Genomic DNA, 16841 nt, shown 5'->3' with positions numbered 1-16841 from the left:
CCCGCCACGACCTTGACCGGTTTAGCCGGCCGGCGCCCTTCCCCTCCGCCGGCTTACTCGGCCGGCGCCCGCGCCGCGGTCACCGCGCGGCCCCGCTCCGACTCCCCGAAGCGCTCGAGCATGGCCCGCAGCTCGGTGGCGGCGACGTTCGCGCCGAACGCCTCGGTGCCGGGCTCCAGCCGTACGCCCTCGGACAGTGGCCCGGCAATCACCGGATCGAAGCCGAGGTCGTCGACGAGGGCCGCGACCGCGGCGACGTCGGCCTCGCCGTCACCGGCCAGCCCGATCGCCTTGCGGCCGGGTCTGCCCGCGGGCCGCGCGCCCTCCTCGAGGTCGTGATAGCCCATGTGGTTGAACGCCTTGACCACCCGGGAGCCGGGCAGAAAGGCCTGGACGATCTCGCTCGACGAGGTGCGCGGGTCGGTGAGGTCGTCGCGGATGCCGTCGACCTCCCACCAGTAGTTCATGGCGTCGACGACCAGCTTGCCGCGCAACGCGTCGACCGGGACGGTCGGGTGCTTGCCCAGGGGGAGGGCGAGCACCACGACGTCGGACCGGGCGGCGGCGTCGGCCGCGGTGGTGGGCTCGGCCCCCGGCACCAGCACGCCGACGATCAAGCTGATCTTCGAGACGTCACCGGAACCGGCGATGAGCACCCGGTGGCCGGCCGCCACGGCCAGCCGGGCCAGAACGGTGCCGACCTTGCCGGCGCCGAGGATGCCGATCGTCGTCATCGCTCAGCCCGCCAGCAGGTCGCGGGTCATCGGGAGCACCTTGGCGCCGAACAGCTCGACCGCGCGCAGCCGGGCGCTCGCGGGCGTCGTGCCGGCCACGTAGATCAGGTCGAACCGGCCGACGCCGAGCGACGTGATCGCCTTGGCCATCTTGCGGGCCACGGTCTCGGGCGAGCCGATGTAGAGCGAGCCGTGCTCGACCTCGTGGTCGAACTCCTGCTTGCGCAGCGGGGGCCACCCGCGCAGCGCGCCGATGCGGTCACGCATGACCTTGTAACGCGGGTAGTACAACTCTTTGGCCTCCTCGTCGGTGTCCGCGACGAACCCCGGTGAGTGCATCCCGACCGAGTGCGCCACGGTGCCGAGCTGGTCGGCCGCCCGCCGGTACAGATCGACGTACGGGGCGAAGCGGTCGGGCGCTCCACCGATGATCGCGAGCATCAGGGGCAGACCGTACCGCGCCGTGCGGACCACCGACTGCGGGGAGCCGCCGACCCCGACCCAGGCCGACAGGTGACCCGAGTCGGTCTTGGGGAAGACGTCGGCGTCGACCAGCGGCGCGCGGGTGGTGCCGCTCCAGGTGACCGGCTTCTCCTTGAGCAGCTCGGCGAACAGCTCGATCTTCTCCTCGAACAGCACCTCGTAGTCGGCCATGTCATAGCCGAACAGCGGGAACGACTCGGTGAACGAGCCGCGGCCCAGGATGACCTCGGCCCGCCCGTTCGAGAGGCCGTCGAGCGTGGCGAAGCGCTGGAACACCCGGACGGGGTCGTCCGAGCTCAGCACGGTGACGCCGGACGCCAGCCGGATGTTCTTCGTCCGGCCGGCGATCCCGGCCAGCACGGTCTCGGGGGAGGAGATCGCGTACTCCGGGCGGTGGTGCTCGCCCAGCGCGATGACGTCGACGCCGAGCTCGTCGGCGAGGACGGCCTCGTCGACGACCTGCCGGATGGCCGCGCCGTAGGACAGCAGGTTGCCGTGGTCGTCCTCCGGCACGTCGCCGAACGTGTCGAGGCCGAAGGTGATGTCGGTCATGATGACCCTCCAAGCTGATTGACGTGTCAATTATGCTCGCTACGATTGACACGTCAACTACAGGAGGTGTGGCCGTGGCCACTCAGTTCCCCACCCGAGAAGAGCTCCGCGTCTGGCGTGACTTCGTCGAGACCGGCGAGGCCGTCCGGGCGGCCATGGGCGCGCGCCTGCAGAAGTCCGGGCTCTCCCAGGGCGACTACGCGGTGCTGCTCGCGCTCAGCGAGGCGACCGGGCGGCGGCTGCGGTCCTCCGAGCTCGCCACCGCCGTCGGGTGGGAACGCAGCCGCCTCTCCCACCACCTCGGGCGCATGGAGAAACGCGAGCTGATCCGCCGCGAGGAGTGCGTCACCGACAACCGCGGCGCCGAGGTCGTGCTGACCCCGGCCGGCGCGGAGAGCTTCCAGGCCGCGACCCGTCCCCACCTGCGCGACATCCGCGAGGTCTTCGTCGACGCGCTGACCCCGGCCCAGCTCGCCGCGGCCGGCGAGATCATGGCCGCCCTGCGTGAGCATCTGGCCCGGGGGTAGAAAGGAATCATGGTGCGTATCGCGGTGACCGGAGGCAGCGGCAAACTAGGCCGCGCCGTAGTGCAGGACCTGCTCGACCACGGTCAGCAGGTCGTCAACCTGGACAATGCCCCCACGGCCGACGTCCAGGTCGAGCTCACCGACTACGGCCAGGTGGTCGGGGCGCTGACCGCGGTCGACGACCGCTACGACCGGATCGACGCCGTGGTCCACCTGGCCGCGATCCCCGCCCCCGGCCGTCTCCCCAACGCGGCGATCTTCCACAACAACATCCGGGCCACCTACAACGTCTTCGAGGCGGCGCGGGTCGCGGGCATCAAGACGATCGTCTGGGCGTCCAGCGAGACGCTGCTGGGCCTGCCGTTCGGCGACACCCCGCCGCCCTACCTGCCGGTCGACGAGGAATACCCCGCCCGGCCCAACTCGGCGTACTCCCTCAGCAAGCACCTCGAGGAACAGATGGCCGCCCAGTTCTGCCGGTGGGATCCCGAGCTGACGATGGTCGGCCTGCGCTTCTCCAACGTCATGGAGCCGGCCGACTACGCCGCCTTCCCCTCCTACGACGCCGACCCGCGCCTGCGCAGCTGGAACGCCTGGGGCTACATCGACGCCCGCGACGGCGCCCAGGCCGTCCGCAAGGCCCTGGTCCACCGCGAGCCCGGCGTCGAGGTCTTCATCATCGCCAACGCCGACACGGTGATGAGCCGCCCCAGCGCCGAACTGGCCGCCGAGGTCTTCCCGGACCTGCCCGTCACCAAGGAGCTGGGCGAGCACGAGGCCCTGCTCTCCATCGACAAGGCCCGCCGCCTGCTCGGCTACGAGCCCGAGTTCACCTGGCGCACAGAGGTCTGAAGGCGGCCTCCGCGCCGGCCGTCCGAGCCGCCGACGCCGTACGCGACCTGCTCCCGTACCACGGCAGTGTCCACCGTGGAGCCGGTCTGCGGTCCCAGCGCTCGACCTTCGCGTACGAGCGGGCCTGGGCGCCGACTACCTGGTCTTCTCGGGCCACAAGCTCTACGCCCCGTTCGGCGCGGGCGTGCTGGCCGGCCGGGTCGACTGGCTGGACGCCGCCGAACCGTACCTGCGCGGCCGCGGCGGCGGCGCCGGCGGGTGTGACACCGGCGGCCTGTTGCGGGCCAGCTGGGGCCTGGGCAGCACCGCCGACGACCTCGACCGTCTGGCCACGGCTCTCGACCGTCTGGGCGTACGCCTCTGAGGAGGTCGACAACGTCGTCGATGCTGACAGCATGACCCGTCTCAGTCGTCGCAGTGTCCCGGTCGCCTTCCCCCGATGGTCGTGACCGGCGCCCGGCCCGGATCCGCGGCCGACACCTATCCGTCGAACACCGCCCTCTACGCGGATCTCGCCGAGGGAGTGGACTACGCCCGGCGCTTCCGGCGGCACGCCGCGCTCGACGACAGCAACGGTCCCGGCGACAGCTACCCCGACACGGCCGTCGTGGCGTTGCACGGCGGTGGCATCGAGCCCGGCACGTCCGAGCTGTGCCTGGCCGTCGCCGGCTACCACCCGGCCGGCGGCACCGGCGGCACCGTCTACGACTACTGGATGTTCGAGGGCATCCGGCCGTCGGGCAACGCCGCGCTGCACGTCACGTCGGTGCACTGCGACGACCCGGTGGCGCTGGCGACGGTGGCCGGCAGCCGCCGCGTGCTGTCGCTGCACGGTTGCTCACCGGCCGAGGCCGGGCTGGCCGCCGACGCCGCCGCCGTGCTGGTCGGCAGGCGCGACACCGGCCTCAAGACGGCCCTGCTGCACGCCTACCGGGCGGCCGGCGTCCCGGCGATCGACGCCGCCGGGGTGCCCGCCCTCAACGGCGAAGCCGCCGCCAACATCGTCAACCGCAACCTGTCCGGCGCCGGCGTCCAGCTCGAGCTGACCACCCCGCTGCGCACCGGCATGTTCGGCACCAACACCCGTACGCGCCGCAAGCACACCACCCTCGCCGGCTTCTGGACGTTCGTGAACGCCACCCGCCAGGCCCTCGCGGGTTGATGTCCTAGCCTGGGTGGGTGAGAGTTGTCGTCATCGGTGGTAGTGGGCACATCGGCACGTTTCTCGTTCCCCGGCTGGTGCGCGCCGGGCACGACGTCGTCAACGTGAGCCGGGGGCAGCGGGGCAGCTACGTCGACGACCCCGCGTGGCAGCAGGTGCGTCAGGAGACCGCGGACCGCGACGCCGCCGACTTTCCCGACCACGTGGCCGGGCTGGGGGCCGACGTCGTCGTCGACCTCATCTGCTTCACCCTCGACTCGGCGGTCGCGCTCGTCGAGCGGCTGCGCGGGCAGGCCGGGCACCTGCTGCACTGCGGCTCGATCTGGCGCGCCGGGCCCAGCGTCAAGCTGCCGATCACCGAGGAGAACGGCGCGCCGCCGATCGGGGAGTACGGCATCGCCAAGGCCGCCATCGCCCGGATGCTCAAGGAGGAGACCCGGTCGGGCGGTCTGGTCACCACGTCGCTGCACCCGGGTCACATCGTGGGTCCCGGCTGGGCGCCGATCGGCCCGCTGGGCAACACCGACCCGGCGGTGTGGCGCACGCTCTCGGCCGGGGAGCCGCTCGACGTCCCGGGGATCGGCACGGAGTTCCTGCATCACGTCCACGCCGACGACGTGGCCCTGGCCTTCGAGGCCGCCATCGCCCGTCGCGACGCGGCCGCCGGTGAGGATTTCAGCGTCGTGGCGCCGTCCGCCCTGAACGTGCGCGGCTACGCCCAGATCGCTGCCTCCTGGTTCGGCCGGACGGCGGAGCTGCGCCCGGTGACGTGGGACGAGTTCCGCCGCTCGACCGACGAGGAGGCGGCCCAGGCCAGCTGGGAGCATCTGGTCCGCGACCACTACTTCAGCATCGACAAGGCGCGCCGGCTGCTCGGCTACGCCCCGCGCTACGAGCCGGAGGACGCGGTGCTGGAGTCGGTGCGGTGGCTCGTCGACCACGGTCAGCTCGACGTGGCCGTCCCGCTGACGGTCTGAGGCGTCGCGGCGTGCACGGCCACGGGCTGGTCGTGGCCGGGCACCACGGTCTCGAACTCGTACGCCAGGCCCAGTTTCTCCATCACCCGGGCCGACCGCTGGTTCCGCACGTGCCGGATGCTGATGACGCGGTCCAGGCCGATCTCGTCGAAGCCGTGACGCAGCGCCGCCGCGGCCGCCTCGGTGGCGTACCCGTGCCCCCAGGAGCGCCGGCTCAGCCGCCATCCGATCTCCACGGCCGGCAGCACCTCGGGCAGGAAGGTGGGCACGGCCAGCCCGGCCCAGCCGATCAGCTCACCGGTCGCGCGCACCTCGACGGCGTACAGACCGAAGCCGTTCTCCGCCCAGTCGCGCCGCATCTTCCGCAGCCCCTCGGCGCTCTGCTCCCGATCGCGCACGGAACCGTCGAGGATGTACCGCATGACCTCGGGGTCGGCGTTGATCGCGGCGAGCACGTCGAGGTCGTCGTCCCGCCACCCGCGCAACGTCAGCCGGTCGGTCTCCAGGGTTCGCATCGGGCCATTCTCGCTGAGGCGGGCTCGACCGGAGGAACTGTAAGGTCGCCGCTATGTCTGTCGCCGTGGCCGCTCCCCACCCGGCTGCCGTGCAGGCCGCGCGGACGGTCGTGGCCGCCGGGGGCAACGCCTTCGACGCGGCGCTGGCTGCGGCCGGCGCGCTGGCCGTCGTCTATCCGCACCAGTGCTCGGTGGGCGGGGACCTGGTCGCGATGGTCCGCCCGGCCGGCTCCCCGGTGTGCGCTGTGCTCTCGGTCGGCGCCGCGGGGCTCGGCGCCCGGCTGGGGCCTGTTCCGTTTCGCGGTCCGCACTCGGTGACCGTGCCCGGCGTGGTGGCCGGCTGGGCCGCGGTGCGCTCGCTGGGCGCGCGGCTGTCGCTGGGCGAGTTGCTCGCGCCGGCCGTACGGCTGGCCGCCGAGGGCGTGGACAAGAGCCCGGGCCTGCTTCGGGCGATCGCGAACGGGCTCGACGTGATCCGCGCCGATCCGGGCCTGTCGGCGGTGCTGCTGCCGCCGACCCTGGTGCAGCCGGCGCTGGCCCGGACGTTGTCCGGGATCGCGCACGACTGGCGATCGTTCTACTCGGGTCCGCTCGTCGCCGGTCTCTGGGCTCTCGGCAGCCCGCTGACGGCGGCCGATCTGGCCGCGCACACGGCCGAGGTGGTCGAGCCCCTCCGGCGTACGGTCGGCGGTGTGACGTGGCATGCCGCGCCGCCGCCGGTGCAGGGGGCCACCTTCCTGGCCGTCGTCGGGTCGCCGTCGCTGCCGGCCGACAGCCGCCGCGCCCAGGCCGCCCGGCACGCGTTGCTCGGCGACCCGCGCGGTGGCCCCATCGACCTGGACGGTCTTCTGCTGCGTACGCCGGACGCCTTTCCCCCCGGCTTCGAAGCCACCGTCCCGACCGGGGACACCGTGGCCGTCACCGCCGTCGACGACGACGGCAACGCTGTCACCCTCATCCAGAGCGTCTTCGAAAGCTTCGGCGCGGGCCTGCTCGAGCCCACCACCGGTGTCGTGCTGCACAACCGCGGCTCGTCGTTCAGCCCCGATCCGTCCCACCCGGCCTCCATCGCCCCCGGAATGCGCCCACCGCACACGCTCTGCCCGACGATCGGCCTCACCGATGGCGACGTGGTCGCCCTGGGCTGTCAGGGCGGCCGGGCGCAGCCGTGGATCCTGGCCCAGCTGGCCCCCGACGTGCTGACCGCGGACCCGGCGGAACTGGTCAGCCGTCCACGGTGGATCGTCCGGGGCGCCGAGCTGATCCTCGAGCCCGGGCTGCCCGACCTCGGCGACACGACGGGCCTGACCGTGACCATCACCGTCGGCCCCCATGACGACGCGGGGCACGTGCAGCTCGCCCGTCTCCGGGGCGGCGTTCTCGAGGCCGGCAGCGATCCCCGCGCCGACGGCGTCGCCGCGGTGCTGCCTCAGTAGCCCGGATCAGCTCAGGGTGAACCGCACGTCGTCCACGTCGAAGGCGGTGACGCCGTTGCCGGCGGACTCACTGGCGGCGAAGCTGACCGTCGCGACGCGTTCCGTGGGCGCCGCCGCGGCGGTGCCGGTGTACTGATACCACTGCGGCGAACCGTCGGAGGACAGCGCGAAGTACGTCTTCGGCGGCACGCCGGTGACGGCCAGCCCGACATTGAGATGGTCGCCGCGGCTGGTCTCGGTGGTGGTCGTCCGTACCCAGAAGCGCAGCGTCAAGGTGCAACCGGCCGGCACCGTGACGCTGGTGCGCAACAGGTCGGTGTGGGTGACGTCGAGACCGGCCAGGGCGGCGTACGCGCGGCCGTGATGCGCGGGCCGGGCCTCGTCGCCCACGACGACGATGCGGGGCCCGGCTGTCCAGCCGGTGGCGCCGCGCTCGAAACCGGGGTTGGCGATGAGCTGCCCGGCGCAGGCCGCGTCGGCACGCGGCTCGCGGGCGTAGGAGGCGCTCCCCGTGGTGACGAGCAGCACGGCGGCCGCCGCGGCGGTGACAGGTGCCTTCATGATTCCTCCCCGTGTCGGAATCATTGAATGGTATCGATGCGTGTCGCTCGGCGCAGTCCCTCCGAGGTGCCCCGGCCGCTCAGCCGCGACGGGCGGTGACCAGCCAGGCCCGCGAGCCCAGCCAGACGCCGTCGCCGGTCGCGTGCGCCACCAGCTCCTCGCGCAGCCGCTCGACCCCCACGGCCGTCAGCGACTCCTGGACGGAAGCGAAACCCCGCACCCAGTCGAGCGCGGCCGCCACGTCCGGGCCGTAGCAGACCGGCTCGTCCACGTCGGTCAGGGTCACGTCGGCGAACCCGGCGGCGCCCAGCACCTGCCGCACGGTGGACGGATCAGCCAGCGAGAACGCGTTCGGCGACGGCCCGGTCCGGTCGAGGGCCCGCCGGACGACGAGGTGCCACTCGTTGAGCTCGCCGGCCTGCCACACCAGCATCACCAGCCGCCCGCCCGGCCGCAGCGCCCGCCCGACACCGCCGAACGCGGCCACCGGGTCGTCGAAGAACATCGTCCCGAACCGGCTGATCGCCACGTCGAAGCCCGCCGGTGGGAACGGGTGCGCCTGCACGTCGGCGCGCTCGAAGGCGACGTTGCCGAGCCCCTCGGCCCGGGCCAGCTCCCGGGCGAGCTCGACAGCCGGTCCGGAGATGTCGACCCCGAGCGCGCTGCCGTCCCGCGCCGCCCGCGCCGCGTCCCGCGTGGTCAGCCCGGCCCCGCACCCGACGTCCAGCACGCGATCGTGCGGCCCGATGTCCCAGGCCCGCCGCAACACCTCATGGTGCCGCCGCAACTCGGCGTCGTAACCACTGCTGATCATCGAACCGACCTCGCCCTCCGCCGGCGTCGCCGGCCGCGACGATTGTCGCCCGGGGACGTCGGCCGTGGGGGGCGCGCCCGTCCGGCCGGCCCGGGACCTGACCAACCAGCTCGGAACACACCCGGGGCGGCGAGGCTGAACCGGACGGCGGTCCGGCGCCGTGTAGGGGACAGAGCCGATACCTCAACGGGTGGGTGGTTGATCGATGGACGACATGACGAGCATCGACGCGCCGGAAGTGCGGGCGATGGGTGTGGCGGTCACCGGGATCGGGGAGCGGGTGCAGCGCGTGGCCGCCGAGATCCGCGGCTGGGAGTACGCGGGCCAGGGCGCGGTCGACGGCGCGGTGCTGTGCGAGTCGCAGCTGGCCGGCTCGGCCCGGTTCTGGGAGATCACGATGGACGGGCTGGGGGCGATGGTCCGCGACTACGGCGGCGAGTTGCGCGCGGCCGCGGGAGACTTCGTCGCCACCGACAGCGACGCGGCCGACCGCCTCCGGACAGCCGGAAAGCCCGGGTGACACCGTGACCATCACCCTGCAGGGACTGCTGGCCGCCGACACCGGCCGCCTCGAGGACATCGCCGGGCGCTGGGACAGGCTGGCCCGGACGTTCGACACCGCCGTGGAGGATCTGGGCCGCGACACCCGGGAGCTGCCCAACCACTGGCCGGCCGGCCCCAGCTCGCAGGCCGCCCAGGACAAGGCGGCCGATCTGCGCGTGCAGGTCGGCCGGGGGCAGGTGCACTGCGCCGCCATCGCGTGGACCATCCGCGAGTTCGTCCTGGCCATCGAGCACCACCGGCGGGTGCTGCAGGAGGTCGTCGCCGAGGCCGAGGCGACCGGGCTGCGCGTCGACCTGGCCGCCGGGCTGATCACCGCGCCGATCGGGGTGGCCGCGACCCAGCCGGCCGTCGACGGGTACGCCCGGCAGATCGGCGAGATCGTCGCCGGCATCAACGACGCCGACCGCAAAGCCGCCGGCATCCTGGGCGACAACACGTTCCGCGAGGAGGTCGTCCCCGTCACCGAGGAACCGCGATACGACGACATCAGCATCCTGGCCCTGGCCAACTGGACGACCCCCAGCCAAGGTGACTGGTGGAAGGGACAGCACTCGCTCGTGCAGGATCGGGCCATCGCCGAGCATCCCGAGATCATCGGCGCCGCGCGCGGGCTCCCGCCGGGAGACCGCGACACCGCCAACCGCCTCCTGCTGCGCCGGGCCAAGGACGAGGTGCTGGCCGCCCGGGCCCGTCAGGACGAGGTGCACGACGGCGTCATGAGCCGGGCCCAGCTCGACCTCGACCGCCGGCTGTCCACCATCACCGACCTGGAACGCCGATCCGAGGGCAAGCACCTGCTCTCGTACGAGCCCGGCGCCGAACAGGAAGCGGAGCTCACCAAACGGTGACGCCCGGGCGCGGCGGGCCGGGGGAATTTCCGGGCGGATAGCATCGTCAAGGTTCTGATGGGCTTTTCGCAGCTGAAGGAGATCACCGTGTCCGCATCCCGTACCCCCGCTGTGGCCGACCCTCTCGTCGTCCCGGCCGGGACTACGGCCGCCGATGCGGTGGCCGCAGCCGGCCTGCCCACGACCGGCCCCAAGGCGATCGTGGTCGTCCGCGACGCCGCCGGCCGCCTGCGCGACCTCGACTGGCGTCCCGAGCTCGACACCGACGCCACCCCCGTCTCGATCGACGAGCCCGACGGGCTGAACGTGCTGCGCCACTCGGCCGCGCACGTGCTGGCCCAGGCCGTACAGGACACGTTCCCCGAGGCCAAGCTGGGCATCGGCCCGCCCATCGAGAACGGCTTCTACTACGACTTCGACGTGCCCAAGCCGTTCCAGCCCGAAGACCTGCAGAAGCTCGAGAAGCGCATGCAGGAGATCGTCAAGGCCGGCCAGACGTTCCGCCGCCGCGAGTACAAGTCGCTCGACGAGGCCAAGCTGGAGCTGGCCGGCGAGCCGTACAAGCTGGAGCTGGTCGACCTCAAGGGTGACGTCGACGCCGACGAGGTGATGGAGGTCGGCCACGGCGAGCTGACCCACTACGACAACGTCGACAAGGACGGCAAGCGCGTCTGGGGCGACCTGTGCCGCGGCCCGCACCTGCCCACCACCCGGCTCATCCCCGCCTTCAAGCTGATGCGCTCGGCCGCCGCCTACTGGCGCGGCTCGGAGAAGAACCCGCAGCTCCAGCGCATCTACGGCACCGCCTGGCCGTCCCGCGACGACCTCAAGGCGTACCTGAACCGCCTGGCCGAGGCCGAGCGCCGCGACCACCGCAAGCTGGGCACCGAGCTCGACCTCTTCTCGTTCCCCGACGAGATCGGCTCCGGCCTGGTCGTCTTCCACCCCAAGGGCGGTGTGATCAAGCGCGAGATGGAGGACTACGTCCGCGCCCGTCACATCGAGGAGGGCTTCCAGTACGTCAGCTCGCCGCACATCACCAAGGAGGGCCTGTTCCAGACCTCCGGGCACCTGCCGTACTACAAGGACACGATGTTCCCCCCGATGCAGCTGGAGGGGGCCGACTACTACCTCAAGGCCATGAACTGCCCGATGCACAACTTGATCTTCAAGTCGCGCGGGCGGTCCTACCGTGAGCTGCCGCTGCGGTTCTTCGAGTTCGGCACGGTCTACCGCTACGAGAAGTCGGGCGTGGTGCACGGCCTGACCCGCGTGCGCGGCCTGACCCAGGACGACTCCCACTCGTACGTGACCGCCGAGCAGGCCTCGGGCGAGATCAAGCACCTGCTCGACTTCGTGCTGTCGCTGCTGCGCGACTTCGGCCTCGACGACTACTACCTCGAGCTGTCGACCCGAGACCCCAAGAGCGACAAGTTCATCGGTACGGACGAGCAGTGGGCCGTGGCGACGAAGGTCCTGGAGGACGTGGCCACCGAGAGCGGCCTCGACCTGGTGCTCGACCCGGGCGGCGCGGCCTTCTACGGCCCGAAGATCAGCGTCCAGGCCAAGGACGCGATCGGCCGCACCTGGCAGATGTCGACGATCCAGTACGACTTCAACCAGCCGGCCCGCTTCGGCCTGGAATACCAGGCGGCCGACGGCACCCGCCAGGAGCCGGTGATGATCCACTCGGCCAAGTTCGGTTCGATCGAGCGCTTCTTCGGCGTCCTGGTCGAGCACTACGCGGGCGCGTTCCCGGCGTGGCTGGCCCCGGTCCAGGTCGTGGGCATCCCGATCCGCGACGACCACGCCGACTACCTGACCGGCTTCGTCACCAAGCTCCGCGAGGCGGGCATCCGCGCCGAGGTCGACTACTCGGACGACCGCATGCAAAAGAAGATCCGCACGGCGCAGCAGCAGAAGATCCCGTTCATGGCCATCGCCGGTGACGACGACGTGGCCGCGGGCACGGTCTCCTTCCGCTACCGCGACGGCTCCCAGCGCAACGGCGTTCCTCTCGACGAGGCCGTCGCCCATGTCGCCGAGATCGTCCGGTCGCGCACCAACGTCGGCCCGACCGCCCCGGTGGCCGTCGCCGAGTAGGTCCTGCTTTCGGAGTCCGGCCCCGGTTGCTTCTGGCTTCCGGGGCCGGATTTTGGTTGGTGAGTTTCTTGCGGTTGACGGTCGGGGGCGAGCCGGTGGCGGCTGAGGGATCGGTCGCCGGCTGCTGATTGCCCGGGTGAGCCGGGTGGTCACCTGACGGTGAGGGGTCCGGCTGCCGCGCTGTGGTCGCTGGACAGCGAGTCGCTCGGGCGGGCGGGCCTGGGTGGTGGGTCAAGGGAGCAGGACCGTGCCGCTTGCGGTCAGCATGGTGCGCCTGGGTGGTGGGTCAGGGAGTCTGCTGTTGTGGTCGGCAGGTCGCGCCTGAGCATGAGTCACCGCAGCTGAGCAGGTCATCGTTTCGCGCTGGCTGGATGTCGGTCATGGCCCGATGGGTTCGCGCCTCCCCGTGGGCGGGCGGTTCTGATCTGCTTTTCCTCCCCTCAGACTTGGTTGATCTCCCCGGGGCGGCAGCCACAGCTCATCGTGAGCGAGGGCGGGACGCAAGCGCAGTTTGCTTGCGTCCCGCCCTCGCTTGCGATTCGCTTCGGCAGCCGACCCGGGGAGATCAACCAAGGCACCCACCGCAAGAAAGCTTCATCCATCTCCCCAGGCGGTCGGGGTCTGGGGCAGCGCCCCAGGGTCTACCCCCGACGATGGTCGAGGCCAGCAGCAAACCGGAACGAGGCCCGCGGGAATCGACCTGACCGACCCGGCCGACAGGCTGCCCATCCTGTGGTTCCAGCAGTCCGGCGACGAGGAGCCTCGCCAGCGCTGGCGAGCGGACTTGTGGACCGACCCGGCCGAGGCCCAGCCCCGCATCGACGCCGCAGTCGCGGCGGGTGGTCGCCCCGGCGTACTGGGTTCTGGCCGACCCGGAAGGCAACAAGATCTGCCTGTGCACCTGGCAGACCCGCGAACGCTGACGGGCAGCCGCACTGCTAGCTGAAGCGTTTGGCGTCGACCTGGGGCGCTGCGCCGAAGGCGCGTTTGTAGTCGCGGCTGAAGTGGGCCGGGCTGGCGTACCCCACGGACGCGGCGATCTGCGCGAGGCTCGCGTCTTTCACCGCGACCAGTCGCCGCGCCTCGTGCAGCCGGAGTTGCTTGTGATAGAGGATCGGCGTCGTGCCCGTGGCCGCCTTGAAGCTGCGGTGGAACGAGGTGACGCTCATCCGCGCCCGCCCGGCGAGGTGATCGACGTCGACGGGTGTCCCCAGATGGCCATGCATCCACGCGGTCACCTCTCCGATGCGGGCGAGCACGGAGTCGGCCCGCACCAGATCGAGCAGGATGTCGCCCTCGGGGGCGGTCAGCACCCGGTACAGGATCTCTCGTTTCACCCCGTCCGCGAGGATGCGCGCGTCGACCGGGTCGTCGAGCAGCCGCAGCAGCCGCAGGACCGGTTCGTGCACCGCGCCGGGCAGCGGCTGGATCGTCAGGGCTTGGCTCGGCCGCGGCGGGGGAGCCGGCAGTTCGGCGGCGAGGGCGCCGAGCACCCGGTGATCCAGGGCGATCTCGACCGCCAGGTACGGCGCCTGCTCCGAGGCCTCGGTGACCTGGGCCAGCGCGGGCAGGTCGACGCCGGCCATGACCAGGTCACCCTCGCGGTAGGCGACCTCCCGATCGCCCAGCAGCAGGCGCTTGGCTCCCTGGAAGACCAGGTACAGGGACGGCCGGAAGATCAGGGGGATCGGCGGCTCGGGCGCTCGGGCCCGGTACAGCTGAAGCCCATCTATGCGTCCTTGGGCGTCCGGCCGGTCGGCCGCCGCCGCGATCCGTGCGCGTATCTCCGTGTGCAGCGTCGTCATTCCGGCTCCCGGATGATCAAGCGTTCCCGCAGTACGACACCGTTGTGAGCGGGTATCACCCCAGGTGGGTGCCGAACCAGTCGAGGATGCGCTCCGGGTGACGCTGGAACCATTGGTAGCCGTCCCATCGGTTGGGTGTTCCGTCGATCCAGAACATCGACTTCTCGGCGGCGCCGATCGCGGCGAAGGCGTCCTCGAGGTCCGACGGCCGGGTGAGCGTGTCGTCCCGGACCCCGTACGTGAGCGTCGGCATGGTCACCGAGGGCGCCCAGCGGCTGGTGGTGCCGTCGCTCAGCGAAGCGCCGGTCCGCAGCCGGAACCGGCGGTCGACCTCGTCGGCGTGCTCACCCAGGCCGTCGCGTTGGAGCGCGGTCTCGAGGAAGGCTCGGGGTGACAGCAGCAGCGGCGCGACGAGGCAGCGTACGTCGGTGAAGGCTCGCGGGTCGGTGTCGATGGCCCGGAACGTGGCGTTGGCGCCCATGCACCGGGCGAACAGGCCGAGGGCCATGGACGCCAGGTCGGGGCGGGAGCGGATGTAGGCGAGGGTCCCGAGGACGTCGCGCGCCTCGAAACGATTGTTGGACTGGAGGTTGCCGTTGGCCGCGCTGCTGTGCCCGCAATTGCGGAAGTCGAAGGCGAGCACGTTGTAGCCGTTGTCGTGCAGGATCCGGTAGTCGCGGATGAAGTCGACCTCGGTGTCGTTTCCGGGCCCGAAGACGGACTTCCACGGTTCGAGGTGGGCCGGCAACCCGTAGCGGTTCATGGTGAAGGCGTGCATCGACACGATGAGCTTCGTCGAGCCCTCTCGCGGGATGTACCAGGCCTCGAGCGGCGTGCCGTCCGACGACGGATAGGAGATGTCCTCGTGGTCGAGGCCCTCGTCGGCCGGGGTGCGCAGCAACGGGGAGCGCGAGGAATACGCGAGACCGGTCGCGTAGGAGTCGAGAGTCGTGTCGAGATCGAGAGTGCCGATGGTGGTCTTGTCGGGCATCGGTGGATCCTCTGTTCCGGTGCGTTCAAAGGGCCGGTTCCGGCCCTTCGAAAACGCTACGCATCGGTTCAGTTCGAATGAATGTCTGCTGTCGCCGCATCCTTGCCAGATCCTGCGGGCCGTTCCGCCGCGGCGGAGGGCGTCCCGGACTCGGCGCGCGAGATGCGCAGCCACACGACGAAGCCCCAGATCACGAAGACGGCGTAGACGGCGTACAGGACGGCCGACGGGTAGTAGCGGAAGTGCAGCAGCTCGGGCACGCCGACCAGGTCGACGGCGATCCAGCAGAGCCAGAACTCGACCCAGCCGCGGGCCAGCGCGTACGTGGCCAGCATCGAGCCCACGAAGATCCAGGAGTCGGCCAGGTAGTACCACCAGGGGACCGGGAAGCCGGCGCCGACCGCGCGGAACACGTAGAAGCACAGGACCACCGCGAACAGGGCCAGGCTGCCGTAGACGACGCGTTGCCGGGCCGTGGCCCAGTGCGGCCGGACGGCCGTGCCGTCGGAGCTGCGCCGGCTGTTCTGGTTCCACCGCCACCAGCCGTAGACGCTGGCGATCACGAAGAAGACCTGCCGGGCGGCCTGGCCGAACAGGGGCGTGCCCTGGTCGTTGCCGATCGCCTGGCCCGCGAAGACGGTGAACAGCAGCACATTGCCGACGATGCCGACCGGCCAGGCCCAGACGCTGCGGCGCATGCCGAACAGCGCCGACCCGAGCCCGAAGGCGTTGCCGACGATCTCGCGGTAGTAGATCGCCTGGTCGGCGGTCACCTGCCACTTGGCGTCGTAGAAACCGGAGAGCAATTGGTCGGCCCAGTGCACGGTTCATGGTAGGCCGCCGGTGGCGGGGGCATAGTGGTTCCGTGACCGAACCCACCTGTCCGATCGAGACCCGGCTCTATGAGAACGGGAAGCCGATCGCCAAGGACTTCCGGTACGACCAGGTGGCCGGCCTTCTCGAGCAGCACCCCGGCTCGGTGCTGTGGATCGATCTGTTCGATCCCGGCGTCGACGATCTCGCGCTGGTGGCCAAGGAGTTCGAGCTGCACCCGCTGGCCGTCGAGGACGCGGTGGCCGACCATGAGCGGCCCAAGATCGACCGTTACCCGCACCACGTGTTCCTCAACGTCTACGCGGTCGACATCGCCACCGGGGACGCGGGGACCCAGTTCGGCAAGACCGAGATCAGCGTCTTCGTCACGCCGCGGGCCCTGATCACGGTCCGCAAGTCGACCAGCGACACCACCAAGTTCGTCGAGCGCTGGGACGCCGACGGCGAGCTGGGCGCCGACGGCAGCGGGGTCGGCTTTCTGCTCTACGGCCTGCTCGACGTGGTCGTCGACGGGCAGTACGCGGCCACACAACGGCTGGACGCCGCGATGGACCAGGTCGAGGACCAGCTGCTGGAGGAGGGCGGCGCGCCGCGGGCGACCCGCATGCGGGGTGTCGAGATGCGCAAGCTGCTGGCCGCGCTGCGCCGGGCGGTCGCGCCCATGCCCGAGCTGGTGAGCCAGACGATGCGGACCGATCTGGGCCTGGTCGACGCGAACCTGCGGCCCTACTACCGCGATGTCGAGGACCACGCCACCCACACCGTCGACGACGTCGAGCACCTGCGCGACCGGATCGACGCGCTGCTGCAGACCGACCTGGCCGAGCAGGGCAACGTCCTCAACGACACCACCCGCAAGCTGGCCGCCTGGGCCGCCATCATCGCTGTGCCGACCGCGGTGACCGGTTACTTCGGCCAGAACCTGCCCTATCCGGGCTACGAGAAGCTCTCCGGTTTCGTGGTCAGCACGGCGACGATCGTGGCCGTCTCGGCCCTTCTCTACCTCTATCTGAAGAGGCGCGGCTGGCTCTGATCGACGGGACCCCGTACGCCGTCCGGTTGGCGTAACCTGCCGGTCATCCG

Annotated in this window: 17 protein-coding genes and 1 pseudogene; 10 read left to right on the top strand and 8 right to left on the bottom strand. The window is 71.3% G+C overall.

Features of this window, described 5'->3' with window-relative positions:
* Positions 1–53 precede the first annotated feature (53 nt).
* Together HJC40_RS32990 and HJC40_RS32985 are read right to left on the bottom strand one after the other, a co-directional pair.
* Positions 54–734, bottom strand: a complete 681-nt coding sequence (locus HJC40_RS32990; protein WP_250007202.1) for an NADPH-dependent F420 reductase — start codon at positions 732–734, stop codon at positions 54–56.
* A gap of 3 nt (positions 735–737) precedes the next feature.
* Entirely contained in the window at positions 738–1769 is a 1032-nt protein-coding gene (locus HJC40_RS32985; protein ID WP_250007200.1) for an LLM class flavin-dependent oxidoreductase, read from the bottom strand.
* 74 nt (positions 1770–1843) lie between these two features.
* Between HJC40_RS32985 and HJC40_RS32980 the strand changes: the two genes are divergently transcribed.
* From HJC40_RS32980 to HJC40_RS32960, 5 genes and pseudogenes are all read left to right on the top strand, one after another.
* Positions 1844–2296 (top strand): MarR family transcriptional regulator, encoded by a 453-nt coding sequence (locus HJC40_RS32980; RefSeq protein WP_250007198.1) that lies wholly within the window; start codon positions 1844–1846, stop codon positions 2294–2296.
* A 9-nt stretch (positions 2297–2305) separates the two neighbouring features.
* Positions 2306–3148 (top strand): NAD(P)-dependent oxidoreductase, encoded by an 843-nt coding sequence (locus HJC40_RS32975; protein WP_250007196.1) that lies wholly within the window; start codon positions 2306–2308, stop codon positions 3146–3148.
* 124 nt (positions 3149–3272) lie between these two features.
* A pseudogene (locus HJC40_RS32970) lies at positions 3273–3392 on the top strand (aminotransferase class V-fold PLP-dependent enzyme); the annotation flags it as partial.
* Positions 3393–3587: 195 nt separating this feature from the next.
* Entirely contained in the window at positions 3588–4310 is a 723-nt protein-coding gene (locus HJC40_RS32965; RefSeq protein WP_250007194.1) for a poly-gamma-glutamate hydrolase family protein, read from the top strand.
* Positions 4311–4327: 17 nt separating this feature from the next.
* Entirely contained in the window at positions 4328–5287 is a 960-nt protein-coding gene (locus tag HJC40_RS32960; RefSeq protein ID WP_250007192.1) for an NAD(P)-dependent oxidoreductase, read from the top strand.
* Here HJC40_RS32960 and HJC40_RS32955 read toward each other — a convergent pair.
* Complete coding sequence (locus tag HJC40_RS32955) at positions 5254–5802, bottom strand: GNAT family N-acetyltransferase (RefSeq protein ID WP_250007190.1); 549 nt, start codon at positions 5800–5802, stop codon at positions 5254–5256. The genes HJC40_RS32960 and HJC40_RS32955 overlap by 34 nt on opposite strands.
* Positions 5803–5855: 53 nt before the next feature.
* On the opposite strand from HJC40_RS32955, the gene HJC40_RS32950 reads away from it, so the two are divergent.
* Positions 5856–7238 (top strand): gamma-glutamyltransferase, encoded by a 1383-nt coding sequence (locus tag HJC40_RS32950; protein WP_250007188.1) that lies wholly within the window; start codon positions 5856–5858, stop codon positions 7236–7238.
* Positions 7239–7244: 6 nt separating this feature from the next.
* Here the strand turns inward: HJC40_RS32950 and HJC40_RS32945 are convergent, their stop codons facing one another.
* Both HJC40_RS32945 and HJC40_RS32940 read right to left on the bottom strand, forming a co-directional pair.
* Positions 7245–7799, bottom strand: a complete 555-nt coding sequence (locus HJC40_RS32945; protein ID WP_250007186.1) for a hypothetical protein — start codon at positions 7797–7799, stop codon at positions 7245–7247.
* Positions 7800–7878: 79 nt separating this feature from the next.
* Complete coding sequence (locus HJC40_RS32940; RefSeq protein WP_250007184.1) at positions 7879–8613, bottom strand: class I SAM-dependent methyltransferase; 735 nt, start codon at positions 8611–8613, stop codon at positions 7879–7881.
* Positions 8614–8818: 205 nt separating this feature from the next.
* Here HJC40_RS32940 and HJC40_RS32935 point away from each other — a divergent pair, with 205 nt between their 5' ends.
* From HJC40_RS32935 to thrS, 3 genes are all read left to right on the top strand, one after another.
* A complete protein-coding gene (locus HJC40_RS32935) occupies positions 8819–9133 on the top strand; it encodes a hypothetical protein (RefSeq protein ID WP_250007182.1) in 315 nt (104 codons plus the stop codon).
* A 4-nt stretch (positions 9134–9137) separates the two neighbouring features.
* Complete coding sequence (locus HJC40_RS32930; RefSeq protein ID WP_250007180.1) at positions 9138–10025, top strand: hypothetical protein; 888 nt, start codon at positions 9138–9140, stop codon at positions 10023–10025.
* A gap of 87 nt (positions 10026–10112) precedes the next feature.
* The gene (thrS, locus tag HJC40_RS32925; RefSeq protein ID WP_250007178.1) at positions 10113–12128 is read left to right on the top strand and encodes a threonine--tRNA ligase; all 2016 of its coding nucleotides are present in this window, start codon (positions 10113–10115) and stop codon (positions 12126–12128) included.
* 938 nt (positions 12129–13066) lie between these two features.
* On the opposite strand, the gene HJC40_RS32915 is transcribed toward thrS, so the two are convergent.
* The 3 genes from HJC40_RS32915 to HJC40_RS32905 all read right to left on the bottom strand — a co-directional run bounded on the left by HJC40_RS32915 (position 13067) and on the right by HJC40_RS32905 (position 15748).
* On the bottom strand, positions 13067–13933 hold the full coding sequence (locus HJC40_RS32915) for an AraC family transcriptional regulator (protein ID WP_250007176.1): 867 nt from the start codon (positions 13931–13933) through the stop codon (positions 13067–13069).
* 55 nt (positions 13934–13988) lie between these two features.
* Positions 13989–14924 carry an alpha/beta hydrolase gene (locus HJC40_RS32910; protein WP_250007174.1) on the bottom strand — a complete coding sequence of 312 codons (936 nt, stop codon included), beginning with the start codon at positions 14922–14924 and terminating at the stop codon, positions 13989–13991.
* A gap of 68 nt (positions 14925–14992) precedes the next feature.
* A complete protein-coding gene (locus HJC40_RS32905) occupies positions 14993–15748 on the bottom strand; it encodes a nicotinamide mononucleotide transporter family protein (RefSeq protein WP_250007172.1) in 756 nt (251 codons plus the stop codon).
* Between the two features lie 41 nt (positions 15749–15789).
* Here HJC40_RS32905 and HJC40_RS32900 point away from each other — a divergent pair, with 41 nt between their 5' ends.
* Positions 15790–16791 (top strand): magnesium transporter CorA family protein, encoded by a 1002-nt coding sequence (locus HJC40_RS32900; RefSeq protein WP_250007170.1) that lies wholly within the window; start codon positions 15790–15792, stop codon positions 16789–16791.
* Positions 16792–16841: the final 50 nt, after the last annotated feature.

The organism is Actinoplanes sp. M2I2 (genome assembly GCF_023544445.1).
In the GTDB taxonomy this organism is placed as follows: Bacteria; Actinomycetota; Actinomycetes; order Mycobacteriales; family Micromonosporaceae; genus Actinoplanes.
The sequence above is the reverse complement of the archived record's forward strand: the minus strand, read 5'-3'. Positions and strand labels throughout refer to the sequence as shown.